Consider the following 16,754-nt stretch of genomic DNA (forward strand, 5'->3'; position numbering starts at 1 on the left):
TATGACACGTCGCCTCGACATCACGGCCATGCTCACCGACCCCGCGACGCGGGTGGTGGTGTGCACGGGCGCCGGCGGCGTGGGCAAGACCACCACCGCCGCCGCGGTCGCGCTGCGGGCCGCCGAACTCGGCCGCGACACGGTCGTGCTGACGATCGACCCCGCCCGCCGACTCGCCCAGGCCCTCGGCATCGACGAGCTCTCCAACGAGCCCGCCCCCGTCCGGCTGGGACCGGACACCCCCGCCGACGCCGGGTCGCTGCACGCGATGATGCTCGACATGCGTCGCACCTTCGACGAGCTCGTCGTGGCCAACACGTCGCCCGAGAACGCCCGCGCGATCCTCGACAACCGCTTCTACAAGACCATGGTCACCTCGTTCGCGGGGACCCAGGAGTACATGGCCATGGAGAAGCTCGGGCAGCTGCTCGACGACTCGGCGTGGGACCTCGTCGTCGTCGACACCCCTCCCTCCCGCAACGCCCTGGACTTCCTCGACGCCCCGCGTCGCCTCGGCGCGTTCCTCGACAGCCGTCTCATGCGCCTGCTGTCGACCCCCGGCCGCGGCGTGGGTCGCCTGGTCTCCGGCGCGATGAGCACCGCCATGCGCGGTGTCTCCGCCGTGGTGGGGTCGTCGATGCTCAAGGACGCCTCCGAGGTCGTCGTGGCACTGGACTCCACCTTCGGCGGGTTCACCACTCGCGCCGCCCGCACCCAGGCGATCCTGCGCCGCAAGGGCACCGAGTTCCTCGTGGTCTCCTCCGCGGAACGCCCCGCCCTGCGGGAGGCCGCCTACTTCGCCGAGCGCCTCGCCGAGGAGGGCATGCCGCTCGCGGGCGTCGTCGTGAACCGCACCCACCCGCGCCTGACCGACCTCAGCGCCGAGCAGGCCTGCGCGGCCGCCGACCGCCTGGCGGGCGAGAACACCGAGGCCGAGGCGGTGCTGCGCATCCACGCCGACCGGGCCGGCACGGCCAGGCAGGAACTACGGCTGCTCGAGTCGTTCACCGACACCCACCCCGACGTGCGGATCGTCGGCGTACCGTCCCTGCCGTTCGAGATCTCCAACCTCGAGGCGCTGCGCTCGGTGGGCGACCAGCTCTGCGGCTGATCCGCACCGTCGCCGACAAGGCGAACGCGGCCCGCGGCGGAGAGGCCGCGGACCGCGTCGGGACGTCGGGGAGGGTGTGGACGCTCGTCGGCCGGGATCACCCGGCGCGCGACGGGCTCAGTAGACGGCGGTGTGCCGCTCGATCTGCTGGGCGAAGAAGTCGGCCCAGGACCGCACCTCGGGATGCTGCTTGAGAAGGGCCCGCCGCTGACGCTCGGTCATGCCGCCCCACACGCCGAACTCGACGCGGTTGTCCAGCGCGTCGGCGCGGCACTGCAGCAGCACGGGGCAGTGGCGGCAGATGGAGGCGGCCTTGCGCTGCGCGGCCCCGCGGACGAACAACTCGTCCGGGTCGATGTCCTTGCACCGGGCCTGGGCGACCCATTCCTGACGCCCCTCCCCGATGATGACCTCTTCGGAGCCGAGGGGATTGCTTGAACCGGGGCGGACCCCGTTACCGGAGGTGCGGGTGGTCCCGGGAAGCGTGGCCGTCATCGAAAAACCCCTAATCTGTGTGGAGGCGTGGACGGGTTCCCCGCTCACGCCTCCGGCCTTCTGGGTCCGCCCGGCGCGGCGGACCCACTGTGTCCGCGGTGCGCCCGTACCGGGGCCGGAGGGTTCGACCAGCTTCGGTCCGAAACGTCCCGCGTTCCCCCATATTGTTACCGTAGTCACACAACAGAAGTAAAGAGTTGACAGCGGAACCTCTGCGAGGGGGTGGGCCGACGGGGTCGTCACGTACTCTGGGCCCGTGTCGGCTATGAGTTCGCTGGGAAAGCTGGTCGCGACCTGTGTGGCCGCCGGAGTGGTGGCGGCGGGCTCGCTGTTCCCCATCGCCGGAGCAGCCGGACTCGCGTCCAACAAGATGGCCGACTCCCTGGCCGGGACGTCCGCGGACCTCATCAAGGGTGACCTGCCCTCGATCTCCACGGTCACCGACGCCGCCGGCGAGCCCATCGCGTGGCTCTACGACCAGCAGCGCGTCATCGTGCCCAGCGAGCAGATCTCACCGAACATGAAGCTGGCGATCATCGCGATCGAGGACCGGCGCTTCGCCGACCACAGCGGCGTGGACTGGCGCGGCACCGTGCGCGCCGCCCTGACCAACGCCACCTCCGGGGAGGTCGAGCAGGGCGCCTCGACCATCGACCAGCAGCTGGTGAAGAACTACCAGTTCCTCGTCTCCGCGGAGAACGACGCGGAACGCCGCGCCGCCGTCGAGACCACGCCCGCCCGCAAGATCAAAGAGATCCGGATGGCGCTCACCCTGGACAAGGAGTTGAGCAAGGACGAGATCCTCACCAAGTACCTCAACCTGGTCTCGTTCGGCAACGGCGCCTTCGGGGTCCAGGTCGCCGCCCAGACCTACTTCGGCGTCGACGCCGCGGACCTCACCGTCCCGCAGGCGGCGATGCTCGCCGGGATGGTGCAGTCGACCAGCCGCTTCAACCCGTTCACCAACCCCGAGGACACGCGGCAGCGCCGCGACACGGTGATCGACACCATGATCCAGACGGGGGCCGTCACCGCCGCCGAGGGCGCGCGGTACATGGCCGAACCCCTCGGGGTGCTGGACCGCGCGAACTCGCTGCCCCGGGGCTGCATCACCGCGGGGGACAGCGGGTTCTTCTGCGACTACGTGATGCAGTACCTCGACCAGAGCGGGCTCAGCCGCGAGATGGTCGAACAGGGCGGGTACACGATCCGGACCACGCTCGACCCCACCGTGCAGGACAACGTCCAGCGCGCGGTCGACACCTACGGCAACCCCACCGCGCAGGGGGTGGCCGAGGTGATGAGCGTCGTCCGGCCGGGCAGGGACGCCCACAAGGTCGTCGCCATGGCGTCGAGCCGGCAGTACGGGCTCGAACTCGGCGACAGCCAGACCGTCCAGCCGCAGCCGTTCTCGCTGGTGGGCGACGGCGCGGGCTCGGTGTTCAAGGTCTTCACCGTGGCGGCGGCGATGGAGAAGGGCATGGGCACCAACACCTCCCTGCCGGTCCCGCGCCGGGTGCAGGTGGCCGGCCTCGGCTCCGGCGGCGCGGCCGGGTGCCCGGCCGGCCAGTACTGCGTGGAGAACGCCGGCTCCTACCCCGCCTCGCTCCGCGTCCCCGACGCGCTCGCCCAGTCGCCCAACACGACCTTCGTCAACCTCATCAAGGACGTCGGGGTCTCCCCGACCGTCGACATGGCGGTCCGCCTGGGCATGCGCTCCTACGAGCGCAAGGGCACCGCGGCCGGGGGCGACTCGATCAGCGGGTTCATCAAGAAGAACAACCTCGGTTCGTTCACGCTCGGCCCCACCGCCGTCAACGCGCTGGAGCTGTCCAACGTCGGCGCCACCCTCGCGTCCGGAGGCGTGTGGTGCCCGCCCAGTCCCGTCGAGTCCATCACCGACCGCACCGGCAAGCCCGTCGAGCTGAACGAGCCGCAGTGCGAGCAGGTGGTCGAGGAGGGGCTCGCCAACACCCTCGCCGTCGCCATGTCCAAGGACGCCGTCGGCGCCGGCACCGCCGCCGGTGCCGCGGCGGGCGCGGGCTGGAACCTGCCCGTGTCCGGCAAGACCGGTACCACCGAGGCCAACCGCTCGTCGGCGTTCCTCGGGTTCACCAACAACTACTCGGCGGCCGTCTACGCCTTCAACGACGGCACCACCACCACCGAGCTGTGCACCAGCCCGCTGCGGCAGTGTTCGTACGGCAACCTCTTCGGCGGCCTCGAGCCCGCCCAGACCTGGTTCTCGGCCTTCTCCCCCATCGCCGAGGTCTACGGTCCGGTCCAGCTGCCCGCCCCCGACCCCGCGTACGAGGCCGGGACCAGCGGGGAGTCGGTCCCGGACGTCGAGGGTATGAGCCAGTCCGCCGCCACCTCCCTGCTCACCAACGCGGGCTTCGTCGTCAACACCCAGTTCGTCTCCGGCACCGGCCGCCCGTACGGCACGGTCATCGGGCTCGACGGCGGCACCGGCATCCCCGGTTCGCAGGTGACCCTGCGCGTCTCCGACGGATCCGGCGATCGCGGCGGCACGACGGGCGCCCCGGGGCAGGGCGCCTCCGGGCCCGGCGCCGCGATCGGCGACCAGCCCCTCGTCATCAACGTCCCCGGCCTGGCACCCATCACCATCTCGCCGCCGCGGTAGCGACCCTCACGGCGCCCTCGCGCGGGGCGGCGTCCCCTGCGGTCGTCGGTAGTCTGGGGCGATGCGTCGTCCCCCACGGAAGAATCAGGTGTCGCCGGCTTCCCCCGCCCGTGCGGCCGCCGTCCTCGCCGGCGCCGCCGTGGCCGGCACCGTCTACGCCAGCGGCTGGGAGCGCAACGCCTTCACGCTGCGCCGCCACACCGTGCCGCTGCTCGCCCCCGGCTCCGAGCCCCTGTCCGTCCTGCACGTCTCGGACCTGCACATGATGCCGGGCCAGAAGCGCAAACAGCAGTTCGTCGCCTCGCTCGCCGCCCTGAAGCCGGACATGGTCGTCAACACCGGCGACAACCTGTCGAGCGACAAGGCGGTGCCCTCGGTGGTCCAGGCCCTCGGCCCGCTGCTGGACCGGCCGGGCGCGTTCGTGTTCGGCTCGAACGACTACTTCGCACCCGTGCCCAAGAACCCCCTGTCGTACCTCGGGATCGGCGCGAAGAAGCACTCCGCCGTCCCCCTGCCGTGGCGCGACCTCAAGGCCGCCTTCACCGAGCGTGGCTGGGTCGACGCCACCCACCGCCGCGCCGAGGTCGCCGTGGACGGGCGTCGCGTGCTCGTCGCCGGAGTCGACGACCCGCACATCGGGCGCGACCGCTACGACGAGATCGCCGGGCCCGCGGGTCCGGCGTTCGACCTGCGGCTCGGGCTGCTGCACTCGCCGGAGCCCCGCGTGCTGGACCGCTTCGACGCCGACGGGTACGACCTGGCCCTGGCCGGGCACACGCACGGCGGTCAGCTCCGGCTGCCGACCGGCCCGATCATCACCAACTGCGGTATCGACCGCTCGCGCGCGCAGGGGCTCTCCGCGTGGGGCCGGGACCTCGTCCTGCACGTGTCCGCCGGCCTCGGGACCTCCCCGTATGTGCCGATCCGGACGTTCTGCCGGCCGGAGGCCACGCTGCTCGAACTGGTCGCCGTTCCCGGTGGTGGGGGCGAGGATCAGGGCGTCCCGGTGCCCCCTCGGCGGGAGCGGATACCCCTGCCCGCCTGACCCGGTTTCGCGATTCCGGCGACGGGGCGCTAGAGTATCCCTCGTTGTCGACCGGGGTGTGGCGCAGCTTGGTAGCGCGCTTCGTTCGGGACGAAGAGGCCGTGGGTTCAAATCCCGCCACCCCGACAATGGGAGGGCCCGGATCACGTCAGTGGTCCGGGCCCTCCGCTCATCTCCGGCCGCCCGGCTACCGGTGCACAGCGGCGCCCGGTCTCCGTATTCTCGTGGCATGACCTCCGAGACCGACGTCCAGAACGCCGCCACTTCCGGGGATTCCACGCCCGGGAACGACACACCCGTGCACCCTGACTTCGGCCGCATCACCACCACCGGCGCCGGGGACCCGGCGCTCGCGGCCGCGCTCCAGAAGGTCCTCGACGGGGCCTGGGCGGACGCCCGCGAGTTCACCCGGGACTCCATGACCCCGGACATGCTCAACCCCGTCGGGCTGTCCATGGAGGAGCACCGCGACCACGTCCTGGCGCAGCTCCAGCGACTCGCCGACGCGGGCATGCCCAAGCTCGGGTTCCGCGAGGAGGACGGCGGCACCGGCGACACCGGCGGCGCGCTGACGTCGTTCGAGATGCTCGGTCACCTCGATCTGTCGCTCATGGTCAAGTCGGGCGTGCAGTGGGGCCTGTTCGGCGGCGCGATCGCCAACCTCGGCAACGCCGAGACGCGGAAGAAGTACCTGCCGGACGTCATGTCACTGGACCTGCTCGGCTGCTTCGCCATGACCGAGATCGGCGGCGGCTCCGACGTGCAGAACCTGGAGACCACGGCGACGTACGACAGGGAGACCGGCGAGTTCGTCGTCACCACCCCCACGCCCAGCGCGGAGAAGGCCTACATCGGCAACGCCGCCCGCGACGGGCGGATGGCCGCCGTGTTCGCTCAGCTCATCACCCACGAGGACGGCGAGGAGCTGCGCCACGGCGTGCACTGCCTGCTGGTGCCGATCCGGGACGAGGCGGGCAACGACCTGCCGGGCGTGCGGACCACGGACCACGGCCACAAGGGCGGCCTGCAGGGCGTCGACAACGGCCGCATCTGGTTCGACGACGTGCGCGTGCCGCGGGAGGCGCTGCTCGATCGCTTCGGCGCCGTCGACGTCGACGGCCGGTACTCCTCCCCCATCGACTCCGTGGGGGCCCGCTTCTTCACCATGCTGGGCACGCTCATCCGTGGGCGCGTGTCCGTGGGCGCGGCCTCGGGTGCGGCGGCGCGGACGGCGTTGGCGATGGCCGTGCGGTACTCGCTGGTCCGCCGCCAGTTCGACCACCCGGAGACGGGCAAGGGCATCCCGCTGCTGGAGTACCGCGAGCACCAGCGGCGTCTCATGCCGCGGGTCGCCCGCGCCTACGCCTACGCGTGCGCGCAGAACGCGATCATCGCCGAGCTCGACGAGTTCGAGCGGAACCCGGAGGCGTTCGACGAGGTCAAGCGTCGGGAGATGGAGACCCACGCCGCGGGCATCAAGGCCACGGTCACCGCGTTCGCCAACGACACGATCGTCGAGGCCCGCCTGGCATGCGGCGGCGCCGGGTACATGGCGGAAAACCGGATCACCGAGCTGCGCAAGGACTGTGACGTCTTCTCGACGTTCGAGGGCGACAACGTGGTGCTCACGCAGCTCGTGGGCAAGGAGCTGCTCTCCGCGTACGCGGCGGAGTTCGGCGACATGGACCAGCGGGAGACGGTGGCGTTCGCGCTGAACACCGCGGTCGACGTGGTGCAGGAGAAGGCGCGCGCCTCGACGCTGTGGCAGAAGCTCGTCGACGCGGTGACCGACCGCGAGCACACGGACCTGCTCGACCGGGGCAACCAGCTCGAGCTGCTGGTGGACCGCGAACAGCACCTGCTCGAGACGGTCGCCCGCCGGCTGCGCAAGGCGCAGGGCAAGGACGGCTCGGCGGCGTTCAAGGTGTTCAACTCGGCGCAGGACCACCTGCTGCAGGCGGGGCGCGCGCACATGGACAGCTGGGTGTTCGCCCGCTTCGCCGAGGCCGTGGACGCGTGCGAGGACCCGGAGGCCAGGGAGGTCCTGGGGATGCTGTGCGACCTGTACGTGCTGGACATCGTCGACCAGGACAAGGGGTGGTTCCTCGAGCACAACCGCCTCACGACGGAGCGGACGAAGGCGGCGACGGCGGCCCGCAACCGCCTGTGCACGAAGCTCGCCGGTCGCGCGCGCACGCTGGTCGACGCGTTCGCGATCCCCGAGTTCGTGTTCGAGGTGCCGATGCTCACCGACGGCGGCGTGGACACGTTGAGCGATGAGCCCGCCGACGAGCACGAGGTCGCCGGTCTGGCCGACTGACCTCGCGCGACCCCTTCATCGAGAAGAGCGGTCCGCACACGTTTCCCGAGAGGGAGGTGTGCGGAACGCTCTTCTCGTTGCGGCGGGCCCGGGTCCGCCGCGGCAGGACGGTCCGGCCGGACGCCACCCGGCCGGAGGCGGACGTCGGTCGGCGCGGCCAGGCGCGAGAGCTACCGGCGGGCCCGGGGCCGTCCGGCGAGGCGCACCGCGAGCAGCGAGCACACCGCGACGGCCGCCAGGACAGCCGCGCCGGTCCACGCCACCGACGCGGGTCCGGCCAGCAGCAGCGCGTCGAGCGCGGCGGTGGCCTGCCCCGTGGTGGTGGCGGAGGTCGCCGTGACGAGCGCGGAGGGCGCGCCCCCAGCGACCCACACCCACCACGCCGCGCCGGCCGCCGCGGCGGCGAGGAGGGCCGCCACGATGCGTCCGGGCCACGCGCCGAGCACGGCGACCAGTGCGCGCCACAGGGCGGAAGAGGCGACGACGACGAGGGCGACCACCGCCACGACCGCGGCCACCCCGGCCGCGGAGAGGCCGTCCGCGGTGGCCAGCGCCCACGCGGACAGGCCCGCGGTGAGCAGGGTCAGGGCGAGGACGGACTCGGCCCGCGACGAGCCGGGCCGGCGGACGAGCTGGACGAGCAGGGCCCCGAGGACGGCCGCGGCGGCGACGCCGAGGATCCCGGCGGAGGTGCGCCGCTGGGCGTCGTCGGCGGCCGCGGCTGCCGCCGGTGCGGCCTCGCCCTGCTCGGCGGCCAGCGCGCGCCCGGTCCTGCCGATGGCGTCCTGGGTGCGGCCGGCGGAGTCGGCGACGCTCGAGGCGCCGTCGCGCAGGGCGTCGGCGCCGGTGGAGAGCTCGCCGGCCCCGGTGGCGAGCTCGCGGGCGCCGCGGGTGGCCTCGTAGACGCCGTCGCGTAGGTCCGCCCCGGGTTGGGAGAGCTGGCGGGCGAGTTCGGCGGCGCCGGAGTCGAGCCGGTCGAGGTTGCTCAGGGTGTTCTGGTCGAGCCCCTGGGCGGCGAGCTGGTCGCGCAGGCCGATGAGGGCGTTGCGGGCCTGGACGACCTCGGGGGCGTCGCCCTGCAGGCGGGTGAGGGCGTCCTCGATGGCGGTGGAGACCTGCCCCTGGATCACGGCGACGCCGCGGACGGCGCCGACGACCTGGCTGACGCCGCCGGCGACCTCGTCGGCGCCGGTTCCGGCCTGCCCCATGCCGGCCTGGAGCTGCTCCATGCCGGCGGCCAGCTCGGCCGAGCCGTCGCGGAGCTGCCCGGCCCCGTCGGCGAGTTCGGCGGAGCCGGAGCGCAGCTGTTCGGCACCGGCGACGGTGAAGGACGAGTTGGCCGACGCCTCGGACAGCGCGGAGCGCAGGGGCCCGCCGGCGCCGGGCGCGGCCTCGTCCTGCTGGGGCGTCGGGCCGACCACCGCCCACAGCGCCGCGAGCACCAGTGGTGCGATGACGAGCACCAGGCCCGCGAGCCGGCGGAACGGACCCGGCCCGCGCGCAGGCCCGGTCGCGGGCGCGGGGGCGGGTACGGCCTCGGGCTCGGCGGCGCCGCCCGGCCCGCGCCCGTCGGCGGACGGGGGGTCACCGACCGGGGGGAGGACGTCGGTGTCCGCTGAGGGGCCGGAGGGGGAATCCGAGGTGGTCATGGCCGGATCGTAATCCGGTGGCGCGCGGGTTCCCGCAGGTCACTCGGCATGCCCCCGTATCGGTGTCCGAGGCGGTTGGTAGGATTCCCCGGGAAACCGCGTCCCCCTCACGGTGGACCTCACCCGAGAGTTCACCCGAGAGCCCACCGCAGCCCTCACGCACACCCCGCCGCACAGCGACCTCTACCGCGCCGCGCAGGAAGGAGCCATGAGCCCCGTCCTCGCGATCGCTTCGGCAGGTCTGGCGACGCTCCTCGCGTGGCCGCTCACGAGGTGGCTAGGACGTGGCGCGGGATGGCCGCTCGCGGTGCTCTACCTCCTGGGTGCGTTCGCCCTGCTGTCGCCGCTCTCGCTGGCCCTGTCTGGGATGCCCACCGAGGTCGTGCGCATCCCCTGGGTGCCGGCCCGCGACTGGACCCTGGATCTGTTCGCCGATCCCACGGGGCTGCTCTTCGCGATGCTCGCGCTGGTGATCGGCGCTGTGGTGTTGATCTACTCGTCGTCGTACCTGTCCGGCGGTGAGGCGCACGGCGACGGCCGGGCCCGGACGCGCGGCCCACAGCACTACGGCTTCTTCCAGCTCATGACCCTGTTCACGGTCTCGATGCTGGGACTCGTGCTCACCGACTCCATGGTGCTGCTGTACGTGTGCTGGGAGCTCACGTCGCTCGCGTCGTTCGCGCTGATCGCCAACTCGGGCCGCCCCGCGTACGCCTCCGCCTTCCGCACGCTCACCGTGACGGTCGTCGGCGGGCTGGTGCTGCTGGGCGCGCTCGTGGCCATGTGGATCCGCACCGGCACCACCTCGATCTCCGAGGCCCTGTCCCACGACGTCTGGTACACCGATCCCGGGTTCACCGCGGCGGTCGCCGTGGCGGTCGCGGTGGCCGCGTTCACCAAGTCCGCGCAGTTCCCGTTCCACTTCTGGCTGCCCGACGCCATGGCCGCGGCGACCCCCGTGAGCGCGTATCTCCACGCCGCGGCGGTCGTGAAGGCCGGCATCTTCCTGTTCATGCGCTTCTCCCCCGCCTTCCACGACGTCCCCGTCTGGAACGCCCTGCTCGTGTCCGTGGGCATGGGCACGGCCGTGATGGCGGCCGTGTTCGCGCTGCAGAAGACCGACCTCAAGCAGCTCATGGCGTACTCCACCGTGAGCCAGCTCGGCTGGATCACCGCGGCGATCGGCGTGGGAACACAGGAGGCGCTCGCCGCCGCCGCGCTGCACACCGTCGCCCACGCCCTGTTCAAGTCCGGCCTGTTCATGCTGGTCGGCGTGATCGACCACGAGGCCGGCGCGCGCGACATCCGCGACCTGGGCCCGCTGTGGCGGCGCATGCCGTGGGCGTTCGGCGCCACCGTGCTGGGCGCGGCCGCCATGGCCGCCGTCCCGCCGACGCTGGGCTTCGTGTCCAAGGAGTCCATGCTCATCGCGTTCGGCGACGTCGCCGGCGGGCAGCCCGTCGCGGTGACCGCGCTGCTGGCCGGCGCGGTCATCGGGGCGATCCTCACCTTCCTCTACTGCGCGCGCATCGTCCTGGGCGGCTTGCTCGGCGCCTACCGCGATCCCTCCCGTCCCGCGAAGGACGTGGACGAGGTCCACGAGGCGCCGGTCCGCCTGTGGCTGCCCGCGGCCCTGCCCGCCGCGATCGGGCTGCCGCTCGCGCTGGTGGTGTGGATCTTCGACGTGCCGATGTCCGCGGTGGCGGAGGCCGCGGCCGGGCCGTTCGGCTGGCCGCCACACGAGCCGGGCGTCGGCGTCGTCTATGGCACCCCGCCCGCCGGGACGATCGACGATCTCACCCACGAGGCCCACTTCGTCTTGTGGCACGGGCTCACCCTCGAGGTCGGGCTCACCGCCCTGATCCTCGTGGTCGGGGCCCTACTGGTGTGGAGGCGCCGCGCGGTCGACCGGATGCTGGACCGCGAGTTGCTGCCGTTCGCCGGCGCCTCCGTGCTGGAGTCCCTGACCTCGGCACTCACCCGCGCAGGCCGCGCCCTCGTCCGCCCGACCGCCTCGGATTCACCCGCTCGTCACGCCGGCGCGCTGCTGGCCGTCCTCACCGTCTACGCGGTCGGGGTCGGCGGATGGGCACTGGCCACCGGCACGACGATCCCACCACGCGTCGGTGGGCTCGACAGGTCGATCGACGTCGTCCTGCTCATCGTCGTGATCGTCGGCGTCCTCGGGCTGTGCGCCGCGCACTCCCGTCTGGCCGCGGCCGTGCTGCTGTCCGCGGTGGGCATCGCGGTGACCATACAGATCTTCGGCCTCGGGGCACCCGACGTCGGCATGACCCAGCTCCTGGTCGAGGCCCTCACCGTCATCATGTTCGTGCTGGTCCTGCGGCGCCTGCCCCGCGATTTCATCGCCGCCTCGCGTCCCAGGAACACCGCGGCCATCGTCCTGGCCGTGCTCACCGGCGTCACCGCCACCATCGGTGTCCTCGTCTTCACCGGGCGCCGGGAACGATCCCCGGTCGGCATGTACCTATTGGAGAACGGGCCGGAGATCACCGGCGGCAGCAACGTGGTCAACACGATCCTCGTGGAGTTCCGTGCGCTCGACACCTTCGGCGAGGTCGCCGTGCTCGGCGTCGCCGGCATCGCGATCCTCGGGGTCCTCGGCTCGGTCCGGGCCACCGCCCTGGCCATCGACCCGCCGCCCGCCGACGAGCCGCTGCCGGGCACCGTGCAGAGCACAGGGACGGCCGCGGAGGCGCTCGAGGACGCCACCCGCAACACCGTGCCGCTGAAGCTGCTGGCGCGGGGCGTGACCCCGATCCTCGCCGTGGTCTCGATCATGCTGCTGTGGCGCGGCCACAACGAGCCCGGCGGCGGATTCATCGCGGCCCTCGTCGCCGCCTGCGCGTTCGCGCTGATCTATCTCGCCCGCGAGTCGGACCGCCCGGTGAGCCGGCCGTCCACCCCGGTCGCGCTCATCGGCGGCGGACTCGTGATCGCGGGCCTCACCGGCATCGGCGGGTACGCGCTCGGGCAGTTCCTCCAGCCCGCCCACTGGTACGTGGCCGGGCAGCACCTGTCGAGCGCTCTCATCTTCGACCTCGGTGTCTTCGCCGGCGTGCTCGGACTCGTCATGACCGCGTTTAACACGCTCGGGGCGGGACGCGCGCCCATCGAGGTCGTCCCCGGCCCGGATGACCCCGACACCGGTCGGCGCGCGGGCGCGCGCGGGCGCCGGGCCCGGCGAGAGGCGGGCGTCGGCGCGGGCGTCGACGGGGGCCGCGGTGAGAGCCGCGACGCTGAGGACGACGCCAGCCATTGCGCCGAGGAGGTCACCTCGTGACCATCGCGATCATGATCGGCGTCCTCACCGCGGGCGGCGTCTACCTGATGATGCAGCGCGGGATGGTCCGCGTCGTCTTCGGGCTCGCGCTCATCAGCCACGCCGTCAACCTCACCCTGCTCAGCGCCGGGGTCGCCGCGTGGCGTGCCGAGCCGCTGGAGGGCGTCAACGGACTCGACGTCTCCGCCGACCCGCTCCCCCAGGCGTTCGTCCTCACCGCGATCGTCATCACCCTCGCGGTGACCGTCTTCATGCTCTCCCTCGCCGTGGTGAGTCGCGACGACGACACCCACAACGTCCCGCCGACCGGTGAGGAGCCCGCGCCGTGACCGCCCTGTTGCTGCCGCTGCTGGCCGCCATCCCGGTGATGGCCGCCGCCGTGACCGCGATCCTGCCGTCGCGCACGGCCGGCCGACTCGTGACCCTGACCGTCCCCGCGGCCACCGCGGTCGCGGGTGTCGCGCTCCTTCTGCAGCACCGGTCCGAGCCCGTCATCGCCGGCTCGGTCGGCGGGTTCGTCCCCGGCGTCGCGATCCCGTTCGTCTCGGACTCCTTCACCGCCCTCATGCTCGTCGCCACGGGTGTGGTCGCGCTGGCGTCGCTGATCTTCTGCGACCTGACCGGGGAGTTCGGTCGCAGCCGCTACTTCGCCCCCCTGGCCCTGCTGCTCCTCGCCGGCGCCAACGGCGCCCTGCTCACCGGCGACCTGTTCAACCTCTTCGTGTTCGTCGAGGTCATGCTGCTGCCCTCGTACGCGCTCATCGCCATGACGGGCACGTGGCGGCGCCTCGGCGTGGGCCGACTGTTCGTGGTCATCAACCTCCTCACGTCCACGCTGCTGCTCGCCGGTGTCGGGTTCGTGTACGCGGCCGCCGGGAGCGTCAACCTCGCCGTGCTCGCCGGGGCCGCACAGGAGGACGGACGCGTCGCCGCCGCGGTGGGCGTGGTGCTGGTCGCCCTGTGCATCAAGGCCGGCGCCGTCCCGGTCCACGGGTGGCTCCCCCGGGCCTACCCCGGGACCTCATCCGGGGTCATGGCGCTGTTCTCGGCACTGCACACCAAGGTCGCCCTCTACGCGGTGATCCGCATCTGGGCGACCGTGTTCGACCTCGACCCGGCGTGGGGTCGGGTCCTGCTGGTGGTAGCCCTCGTGACCACCCTGTGGGGTGCCATCGCCTCGGCGTCCCCTGTCGGGGCCCGCGAGATCCTCGCGTGGCAGATGATCTCCGGGGTCGGCGTCATCCTCGCCGCCCTGGCCGTCGCGCAGGCCCCCGGCGGCGCGATCGTCTACATGATCCACCACATGGTGACCATCGGCGCGTTGGTGACGCTGTTCGGTGCGGCCGAGCACGTGTACCGCAGCGGCCAACTCGGAGGGCTGTCCGGGCTCTGGTACCGCGAGCGGCCGCTGGCCGTGCTGATCGTGATCGCCATCGCGGCGCTGGTCGGTCTGCCCCCCACCTCGGGCCTGATCGGGAAACTCGAGGTCATCGACGCCGCCACGGGGACGGGCGGCGCATGGGGGGTCGGCACCGTCGTGGTCGTCCTCGCCGCCTCGCTCATCGGCCTCGTCGCGATGCTCCGACTGTGGCGCGGCACCATGTGGGGCGGAGACGATGACGACGAGGAGCGCCCGACCCCCCGCGTGCCGGCGGCGCTACTCGTGCCCGGCGGCGCCCTCGCGGCCGTGTCGGTGGCGCTCTTCCTCGGCTACGGCGGCGTCGCCCCGGAGGTGGACCGTGCGGTCGCCGGACTCGTGGACCCCGACGCGTACGTCGCCACCGTCCTCGACGGGCCGAACGCCGTGACCGGCTCGACGATCGGGGGGCGGCCGTGATCCGTCGTGTGCTCCGCGCCCCGCGTGTCCTGGGCTGGCTGCTGTGGAACGTCGTCCTCTCCTCGTGGGCCCTCGCCAAGGAGGCCGTCACCCCCGGTCCGATCGGGACCCCGGTGCTGGTGCGGTACCCCATGCGCTGCCGGACGGACGTGGAGATCACCGCGCTCGCCTGGGCCATCACCGTCACCCCCGGAACGCTCGTGACGGTCATCGGCGACGACGAGCTGTGGGTCCACGTCGTGCTCGGCGGCCCCCGGGAGGAGATGATCGAGTTGCTCGGCCAGACGGAGGACCGGGTGCTGTCCGTGCTGCGAGGTGATGACGCGTGAGTCCGCTGCTGACCTCCCTCCTGGCCGGGTCGACCGTGATCGTCGTCGCGAGCATGGTCGTCGCTGCCGTGCGGGCGGTACGCGGGCCCGGGGACGCCAACCGTGCCGTCATGGCCGATCTGAGCTACTTCTGTGCGGTGGCGCTCTTCGTCCTGTTCGTCATCCGCCAGGGGTCCGCCGTGGCGCTGGACGTGGTCATGCTCGGCTCCCTCATCGGCATCCTCTCGACCGTCGCGCTCGCGCGGTTGCTCTCCCGGGGACAGCGGTGACCGCGATGGAGACCTCGATGATCACGGATCTGCTCATCGGCGGTCTGGCCCTGCTCGGCTCACTGTGCTTCCTGGTGGCCGCGGTGACCATGGCCCGCGCCGGCGACGCCCTGACCCGCATCAACATCCTGTCCGTGGCCACCGGCCTGGGGATGATGCTGTTCATCCTGTCCGCGTACGTGCACGAGCTGTCCACCGGGTTCAGCTGGATGGCGACGCTCATGGCGTTGGTGGCGTTCGGCGCGACGGTGGTGGTCACCACGGTCGCCTCCATCACTCTCGCCCGGGCCGCCTACCGCGCCGACGGCCGGCTCGACCCGCGTACCGCCTACGACGACATCGCCGAGGAGGGGTGACATGACCGGGTCAGACGACGCGCGCTCGCCGGGAGCGGTGACCGTCCGCGACCCGGCCGAGGCCGCCCGGCGGCTCGACTCCCTCATCAACACCGGCGACCTGCACGCCGCGTCGGCCATGGTCGACCAGATGCCGCCGGGGCTCGTCGTGGACGTCCTCGAACGCAGCGGCGCCAAGGACCGCGCGGTCCTGTTCCGGCTGCTGTCCAAGGGGTCGGCGCACGTCGTCTTCGAGGCCCTCGACCCGCCGCTGCAGTCCGAACTGATCCGGGCCCTGCACGCCGACCGCGTCAACCAGATCTTCACCGATCTGGATCCGGACGACCGCGCGGGCCTCATCGACGAACTCCCCGCCCACGTCGCCACCCGGCTGATGCGCGACCTGTCCGGCGACGAGCAGGCCCTCACCGCCGCGGTGCTCGACTACCCGACCGGGTCCGTCGGGCGGCGGATGAGCCCCGAGTACATCTCCACCCACCCCGACGTGACGGCCGGGCAGACCCTCGAGCGGGTCCGCCAGCGGATCGACGAGGCGGAGACCATCTACGCGATCCCGGTCACCGACGACCAGCGGCGACTCGTCGGGATCGTGGGGCTGCGTGCGATCATGCGTGCCGAGCCGGACACCCCGGTGCGGGAGCTGATGAACGACGCGATCTCGGCCCGCGCCCGCGAGTCCGCCGAGGCCGCCGCGCGCCGGTCGGCCGACGAGCGGCTCATCGTGATGCCGGTGGTCGACGACGAGGACCGCCTCGTCGGGATCCTCACCTTCGACGACGCCCTGCGCGTGCTCGAGGACGCCGAGACCGAGGACACCGCCCGGTCCGGCGGATCCGAGCCGCTGCGCCAGCCGTACCTGGCGACACCGGTGCGAACGCTGGTGCGCTCGCGCGTGGTGTGGCTGCTCGTCCTGGCGTTCGGCGCCGCCCTGACGGTGCAGGTGCTCGAGGTGTTCGAGGCGACCATCGAGCAGGTGGTGGCGCTGTCCCTGTTCGTGCCGCTCATCATCGGCACGGGCGGCAACACCGGCAACCAGGCCGCCACCACCGTGACCCGCGCGCTCGCCCTCGGCGACGTCCGGCCCCGCGACGCCCTGCGGGTGCTCGGTCAGGAGATCCGCGCCGGGTTCACCCTCGGGCTCATCCTGGGTGCCGTGGGCTTCGCGGTCACGGGGTTCGTCTACGACACCGACCTCGGCCTGGTCATCGGTCTCACGCTGCTGGCATTGTGCACGATCGCCGCGACGGTCGGCGGGCTCATGCCGCTGCTCGCCCAGGCCGTCCGCGCGGACCCGGCGGTGTTCTCCAACCCGTTCATCACGACGTTCGTCGACGCGACGGGGCTGGTCGTCTACTTCCTCATAGCGCGGGCGGTCCTGGGGCTGTAAGCAGGAGA

General features: G+C 72.5%; 13 protein-coding genes and 1 tRNA gene. 12 read left to right on the forward strand and 2 right to left on the reverse strand.

Annotation, left to right across the window (positions count from 1 at the left end):
- Position 1: 1 nt before the first annotated feature.
- Positions 2-1,111 (forward strand): ArsA family ATPase, encoded by a 1,110-nt coding sequence (locus RWK90_RS09610; RefSeq protein ID WP_314037221.1) that lies wholly within the window; start codon positions 2-4, stop codon positions 1,109-1,111.
- A 117-nt stretch (positions 1,112-1,228) separates the two neighbouring features.
- Here the strand turns inward: RWK90_RS09610 and RWK90_RS09615 are convergent, their stop codons facing one another.
- Positions 1,229-1,606 carry a WhiB family transcriptional regulator gene (locus tag RWK90_RS09615; RefSeq protein ID WP_314037223.1) on the reverse strand — a complete coding sequence of 126 codons (378 nt, stop codon included), beginning with the start codon at positions 1,604-1,606 and terminating at the stop codon, positions 1,229-1,231.
- Positions 1,607-1,871: 265 nt separating this feature from the next.
- Here RWK90_RS09615 and RWK90_RS09620 point away from each other — a divergent pair, with 265 nt between their 5' ends.
- The 4 genes from RWK90_RS09620 to RWK90_RS09635 all read left to right on the forward strand — a co-directional run bounded on the left by RWK90_RS09620 (position 1,872) and on the right by RWK90_RS09635 (position 7,615).
- Complete coding sequence (locus RWK90_RS09620; RefSeq protein WP_314037714.1) at positions 1,872-4,250, forward strand: transglycosylase domain-containing protein; 2,379 nt, start codon at positions 1,872-1,874, stop codon at positions 4,248-4,250.
- A 61-nt stretch (positions 4,251-4,311) separates the two neighbouring features.
- On the forward strand, positions 4,312-5,295 hold the full coding sequence (locus RWK90_RS09625) for a metallophosphoesterase (protein ID WP_314037225.1): 984 nt from the start codon (positions 4,312-4,314) through the stop codon (positions 5,293-5,295).
- Between the two features lie 52 nt (positions 5,296-5,347).
- Positions 5,348-5,421 (forward strand) — tRNA-Pro (locus RWK90_RS09630).
- Between the two features lie 103 nt (positions 5,422-5,524).
- Complete coding sequence (locus tag RWK90_RS09635) at positions 5,525-7,615, forward strand: acyl-CoA dehydrogenase (protein WP_314037227.1); 2,091 nt, start codon at positions 5,525-5,527, stop codon at positions 7,613-7,615.
- A 170-nt stretch (positions 7,616-7,785) separates the two neighbouring features.
- Here RWK90_RS09635 and RWK90_RS09640 read toward each other — a convergent pair whose 3' ends face one another.
- Positions 7,786-9,264, reverse strand: coding sequence for a hypothetical protein (locus RWK90_RS09640; RefSeq protein WP_314037229.1), 1,479 nt, complete (start codon positions 9,262-9,264; stop codon positions 7,786-7,788).
- A 208-nt stretch (positions 9,265-9,472) separates the two neighbouring features.
- Here RWK90_RS09640 and mbhE point away from each other — a divergent pair, with 208 nt between their 5' ends.
- From mbhE to mgtE, 7 genes are read left to right on the forward strand one after another with little or no spacing between them, the layout of a single operon-like run.
- The gene (gene mbhE, locus RWK90_RS09645; protein ID WP_314037231.1) at positions 9,473-12,568 is read left to right on the forward strand and encodes a hydrogen gas-evolving membrane-bound hydrogenase subunit E; all 3,096 of its coding nucleotides are present in this window, start codon (positions 9,473-9,475) and stop codon (positions 12,566-12,568) included.
- Complete coding sequence (locus tag RWK90_RS09650) at positions 12,565-12,897, forward strand: sodium:proton antiporter (RefSeq protein WP_131885802.1); 333 nt, start codon at positions 12,565-12,567, stop codon at positions 12,895-12,897. Before mbhE ends, RWK90_RS09650 begins: the two co-directional genes overlap by 4 nt.
- Complete coding sequence (locus tag RWK90_RS09655; protein ID WP_314037234.1) at positions 12,894-14,405, forward strand: proton-conducting transporter membrane subunit; 1,512 nt, start codon at positions 12,894-12,896, stop codon at positions 14,403-14,405. Before RWK90_RS09650 ends, RWK90_RS09655 begins: the two co-directional genes overlap by 4 nt.
- Complete coding sequence (locus tag RWK90_RS09660; protein WP_314037236.1) at positions 14,402-14,734, forward strand: Na+/H+ antiporter subunit E; 333 nt, start codon at positions 14,402-14,404, stop codon at positions 14,732-14,734. The genes RWK90_RS09655 and RWK90_RS09660 overlap by 4 nt, the downstream gene beginning before the upstream one ends.
- The gene (locus tag RWK90_RS09665) at positions 14,731-15,003 is read left to right on the forward strand and encodes a monovalent cation/H+ antiporter complex subunit F (RefSeq protein ID WP_314037238.1); all 273 of its coding nucleotides are present in this window, start codon (positions 14,731-14,733) and stop codon (positions 15,001-15,003) included. Before RWK90_RS09660 ends, RWK90_RS09665 begins: the two co-directional genes overlap by 4 nt.
- Positions 15,004-15,008: 5 nt before the next feature.
- Positions 15,009-15,359 (forward strand): monovalent cation/H(+) antiporter subunit G, encoded by a 351-nt coding sequence (locus RWK90_RS09670; RefSeq protein ID WP_314037715.1) that lies wholly within the window; start codon positions 15,009-15,011, stop codon positions 15,357-15,359.
- A gap of 1 nt (position 15,360) precedes the next feature.
- On the forward strand, positions 15,361-16,746 hold the full coding sequence (mgtE, locus tag RWK90_RS09675) for a magnesium transporter (RefSeq protein ID WP_314037240.1): 1,386 nt from the start codon (positions 15,361-15,363) through the stop codon (positions 16,744-16,746).
- Positions 16,747-16,754 lie beyond the last annotated feature (8 nt).

The organism is Dietzia sp. CH92 (genome assembly GCF_032248695.1).
Taxonomy (GTDB): Bacteria; Actinomycetota; Actinomycetes; order Mycobacteriales; family Mycobacteriaceae; genus Dietzia.

Excerpts from the sequence above, each read along its gene's own strand:
- RWK90_RS09615 (WP_314037223.1), bottom strand. The coding sequence starts at position 1,606 with ATGACGGCCACGCTTCCCGGGACCACCCGCACCTCCGGTAACGGGGTC.
- RWK90_RS09635 (WP_314037227.1), top strand. The coding sequence starts at position 5,525 with ATGACCTCCGAGACCGACGTCCAGAACGCCGCCACTTCCGGGGATTCC.
- mbhE (WP_314037231.1), top strand. The coding sequence starts at position 9,473 with ATGAGCCCCGTCCTCGCGATCGCTTCGGCAGGTCTGGCGACGCTCCTC.
- RWK90_RS09610 (WP_314037221.1), top strand. The coding sequence starts at position 2 with ATGACACGTCGCCTCGACATCACGGCCATGCTCACCGACCCCGCGACG.
- RWK90_RS09670 (WP_314037715.1), top strand. The coding sequence starts at position 15,009 with ATGGAGACCTCGATGATCACGGATCTGCTCATCGGCGGTCTGGCCCTG.
- RWK90_RS09625 (WP_314037225.1), top strand. The coding sequence starts at position 4,312 with ATGCGTCGTCCCCCACGGAAGAATCAGGTGTCGCCGGCTTCCCCCGCC.
- RWK90_RS09620 (WP_314037714.1), top strand. The coding sequence starts at position 1,872 with ATGAGTTCGCTGGGAAAGCTGGTCGCGACCTGTGTGGCCGCCGGAGTG.
- mgtE (WP_314037240.1), top strand. The coding sequence starts at position 15,361 with ATGACCGGGTCAGACGACGCGCGCTCGCCGGGAGCGGTGACCGTCCGC.
- RWK90_RS09640 (WP_314037229.1), bottom strand. The coding sequence starts at position 9,264 with ATGACCACCTCGGATTCCCCCTCCGGCCCCTCAGCGGACACCGACGTC.